This window comes from Streptomyces odonnellii, from assembly GCF_000981895.1.
Taxonomy (GTDB): Bacteria; Actinomycetota; Actinomycetes; order Streptomycetales; family Streptomycetaceae; genus Streptomyces; species Streptomyces odonnellii.
This window is the reverse complement of record NZ_LATD01000507.1, coordinates 1-4,327: the sequence shown is the minus strand read 5'-3', so window position 1 is coordinate 4,327 and position 4,327 is coordinate 1. Positions and strand designations below refer to the sequence as shown.

At 71.6% G+C, this 4,327-nt stretch carries 3 protein-coding genes; 1 reads left to right on the top strand and 2 read right to left on the bottom strand.

Features of this window, described 5'->3' with window-relative positions; translation table 11 throughout:
- Positions 1-186: 186 nt before the first annotated feature.
- Both pruA and WH07_RS34115 read right to left on the bottom strand, forming a co-directional pair.
- A complete protein-coding gene (gene pruA, locus WH07_RS34120) occupies positions 187-1,818 on the bottom strand; it encodes an L-glutamate gamma-semialdehyde dehydrogenase (RefSeq protein WP_046508762.1) in 1,632 nt (543 codons plus the stop codon).
- A 73-nt stretch (positions 1,819-1,891) separates the two neighbouring features.
- Positions 1,892-2,818 (bottom strand): proline dehydrogenase family protein, encoded by a 927-nt coding sequence (locus WH07_RS34115; RefSeq protein WP_046508759.1) that lies wholly within the window; start codon positions 2,816-2,818, stop codon positions 1,892-1,894.
- Positions 2,819-3,011: 193 nt separating this feature from the next.
- Between WH07_RS34115 and WH07_RS41605 the strand changes: the two genes are divergently transcribed.
- Positions 3,012-4,327 (top strand): PucR family transcriptional regulator (locus tag WH07_RS41605; protein WP_232789157.1); only part of this gene is annotated, 1,316 nt, incomplete at its 3' end.

Sequence of the window (4,327 nt, the reverse complement as noted above, 5' to 3'; positions counted from 1 at the left end):
TGGGGCGGACGACCGACCAGGCCGGGACACGGGCATGGCACACGGCCGAAGCCGAACCCGATCCGGACCGGACGCCTCGGCCCAGGGCCTCGCCTCAGGCCGGCCCAGCGCCAGCACCCCAGCCCAGGCCGGTCCAAGGCCAGCGCCCCAGGCCCGGCCCGGCCCAGCCCGGCCCAGCGCCAGGCCTCAGCCCATGTGCGGGTAGCGGTAGTCCGTCGGCGGCACCAGCGTCTCCTTGATCGAGCGCGTCAGCGTCCACCGCATCAGGTTCTGCGGCGCCCCCGCCTTGTCGTTCGTACCGGAAGCGCGCCCGCCGCCGAACGGCTGCTGCCCGACCACCGCGCCGGTCGACTTGTCGTTGATGTAGAAGTTCCCGGCCGCGTACCGCAGCTTCTCCATCGCGTCGGCCGCCGCCGCCCGGTCGTTCGCGATGACCGAGCCGGTCAGGGCGTACGCGCTCACCGACTCCATCTGCGCGAGCACCGACTCGTACTCCGCGTCCTCGTACACATGCACCGCGAGGATCGGGCCGAAGTACTCGGTCGTGAAGACCTCGTTCTCCGGGTCGCCGCACTCGATGACCGTCGGCCGTACGAAATAGCCGACCGAGTCGTCGTACGTACCGCCCGCGACGATCGTGCACGTCGGGTCCGCCGCCGCGCGGTCGATCGCCGCCTTGCTCTTGGCGAAGGCGCGCTCATCGATGACGGCGCCGATGAAGTTGCCCAGATCGGTGACATCGCCCATGGCGATCCCGTCGGTCTCGGCGGCGAACTCCTCCTTGAAGCCGTCGTTCCAGATCGACGCCGGAATGTACGCGCGCGAGGACGCCGAGCACTTCTGGCCCTGGTACTCGAAGGATCCCCTGGTCAGCGCGGTCTTGAGCACGGCACGGTCGGCGCTCGGGTGGGCGACCACGAAGTCCTTGCCGCCGGTCTCGCCGACGATCCTCGGGTACGAACGGTACTTCTCGATGTTGTTGCCGACCGTCTTCCACAGGTGCTGGAAGGTCCTGGTCGAACCGGTGAAGTGGATACCGGCCAGGTCCGGGTGGGCCAGGGCCACCTCGGAGACCGCGATCCCGTCGCCCGTCACCAGATTGATGACGCCCTTGGGCAGCCCGGCCTCCTCCAGCAGCTCCATGAGCAGCACGGCGGCCAGCGTCTGCGTCGGGGACGGCTTCCAGACCACGACATTGCCCATCAGCGCGGGCGCGGTGGGCAGATTGCCCGCGATCGCCGTGAAGTTGAAGGGCGTGATCGCGTACACGAACCCTTCGAGCGGGCGGTGGTCGAGCCGGTTCCAGACGCCCGGCGAGTTGGCCACCGGCTGCTCGGCGAGCAGGTCACGGGCGTACGCGACATTGAACCGCCAGAAGTCGATCAGCTCGCAGGGCGTGTCGATCTCGGCCTGCTGGGCGGTCTTGGACTGGCCGAGCATGGTGGCGGCGGCGAGCGTCTCACGCCAGGGGCCGGCCAGCAGTTCGGCGGCGCGCAGGATGATCGCGGCGCGGTCGTCGAACGCCATCGCGCGCCAGCCGGGGGCGGCGGCGAGCGCGGCGTCGATCGCGTCCTGGGCGTCCTGCTGGGTGGCGCCCGCGAACGTACCGAGCACGGCGTGGTGGTTGTGCGGCTGTACGACATCGACGCGCTCGCCGCCGCCCATCCGCTTCTCGCCGCCGATGGTCATCGGCAGGTCGACGGGGTTCTCGGCCAGCTCCTTGAGCTTGACTTCGAGACGGGCGCGCTCGGGCGAGCCGGGCGCGTAGCTGTGCACCGGCTCGTTGACCGGCGCGGGAACACGGGTCACAGCGTCCATGGTTGCCGAATCTCCTTCATCAGTGGGTCAGTCGGGGGGCGGTGGGCGGTCCGGGCGTACGCGAGTCGGCGCCCTAGCCGCGGCTGACCAGCGAGCGCAGGAAGAACGTGAGGTTTGCGGGGCGCTCGGCGAGGCGGCGCATGAAATATCCGTACCAGTCGGTGCCGTACGCGATGTAGACCCGCATCCGGTGTCCCTCGGCCGCCAGGCGGTTCTGCTCGGCCTCGCGGATGCCGTACAGCATCTGGAACTCGTACTGGTCGAGCTTACGTCCGGCGCGGTGCGCGAGCTCCTGGGTGATCGCGATGAGGCGCGGGTCGTGGGTGCCGGCCATCGGGTAGCCGGAGCCGTCCATCAGGATCCTCAGACTCCGCACGTACGCCTTGTCGACCTCGGTCTTGTCCTGGTACGCGACGGACGCGGGCTCCTTGTAGGCGCCCTTGACCAGGCGTACGCGCGAACCGGCGGCGGCCAGCGCGCGGCAGTCGTCCTCGGTGCGGAAGAGATACGACTGCACGACCGCGCCGGTCTCGGGGAAGCGCTCGCGCAGCTCGGCGTGGATGGCGAGCGTCGAGTCGACGGTGGTGTGGTCCTCCATGTCGAGGGTGACCGTGGTGCCGATCTCGGCGGCGGCCTCGACGACGGCGGTGATGTTCTTCAGCGCGAGGTCGTGCCCGCCGGGAAGTGCCTGGCCGAACGAGGAGAGCTTGACGGACATCTCGGCGCGGGGGCCCAGTTCGAGGGGGGTGAGGGCCTCGATCAGCCGGAGGTAGGCGTCGCGGGCGAGCAGGGCCGCGGCCGGGTCGGTGATGTCCTCGCCGAGGACATCGAGGGTGACCTCCAGCCCGCGGGCGGCCATCGCTTCGACGACGGGGCTGGTCTCCTCAATGGACTCACCTGCGATGAAACGGTTCACCACGGGCTTGGTGACCGGGGCCGCCGAGACGACACGGCGCATTCTGTCGCTGCGCGACGCGGCAAGGATCACGGGACCCAGCACTGGGCACCTCCACGGTGGCACGGTGAGATCGAGGGTGGAGACGGTGGGCTGTCGGGGGCCGGCGCGGTACGGCGGGTCACGGAGAGCCACTGTGAAACTTACGGATCGTCCCGATCGTCTGCCATCGACAGGTGTCACGCATCCGTGGCCGGGATCTCAGACATCTGTCTGAAGGCGGTGCGAGAATGGCCGGATGAAGGGCGATTACCAGGAACTGGTCGACGAGATCACGGCGCTGCTCGGCGTGCCCGCGACGCTGGAGAACCGGGATTTCGGGCTGATCGCCTTCGGCGCGCACGACAGTGACGACGACTCGGCGATGGACCCGGTCAGAACGCGTTCGATCCTGACCCGGAAGTCGACACCGGCAGTGCGCGCGTGGTTCGAGGGCTTCGGCATAACCCGGGCACGGGGTCCGGTCCGGATCCCGGCGGCCCCGGACGCGGGTGTCTACCGTGGCCGGATCTGTCTGCCCGTACGGCACCGGGGCGGGGTCCTCGGATACGTCTGGCTCCTCGACGACTCCGATCCGGGGCCCAGTGATGCCCGGCTGGCGGCGGCCATGGAGGTGACGGCCCGGATAGGCGACCTGCTGGCGGAGGAGGCGAAGGCGGGCGCGGATCTGAGCCGTGAACTCCGCGCGGCGCTGACGTCGGAGCGCGGCTGGCAGCGCGACATGGCCCTGACGGGTCTGCGCACCACCTTGGGCCCGAGCGCGGAAGGCCTGCATGTGCTGCTGTGCGTGGCGCCGTGGCGGGACGAGACCCCGGGGCTACGGGTGGTCCCGGGCACGGCGGCGGTGTGCGGGGTGGCGTACGGAGGGTGGGGCGGGGGGTCCGGCCGCGCGCAGGGCCCTGTGGGCGGTGGAACGGACCGTACGTACGGACTCCACGACGCCGCACCCTCCGGCCACGCGTCCGCGCCCGAACACCCCGCGCACGCCGCACAGCCGGACGCATCGGGCGGGGCCGAGCCGCCGAGCCGTACGCCCACCGGCCCGGAGTACGACGAGACGGCGCACCCGACGACGAGCGGCGCCGGAGCCCTGCGGACCGCCGCGGACGCACGGACCGACTCGGCACCCGGCGCACCGGCATCCGACGCACCGGCGCCCATGGCCGAGCCGACCGAACGGAAGCCCGCCGGCACGGAGTCCGCCGGTACGGAGACGGTCGGTTCCACCGACCACCGCGCGGCGGCGTTCGGTGCGGGCTCCGCGTGGGCGGAGGGCGGCGCGGAAGCCGCGGAAGCTGTCGCGCTGCTTGTGCGGCTCCGGTCGGGAGACGCGCTCGCCGCCGTGCTCGCCGCCGTCGCCCGGCTCTGCGAGGGAGCCGGGTCGGGGGTCGTCGCAGGGGCGGCCGTACCACGCCAGGGGCTGGGCGGGCTGTCCGACGCCTGGCGGGAAGCGGTCGCGGCGGCCCGGGCGGCCCGCGCCCAGCCCCGGTTCGGGCCGGTCGCCGAATGGGCGTCGATCGGCCCGTACCGCCTGCTCACCGCCCTCCCCGCCGC

Coding starts and splice junctions, on each gene's coding strand:
- pruA (WP_046508762.1), bottom strand. CDS start 1,818: ATGGACGCTGTGACCCGTGTTCCCGCGCCGGTCAACGAGCCGGTGCAC.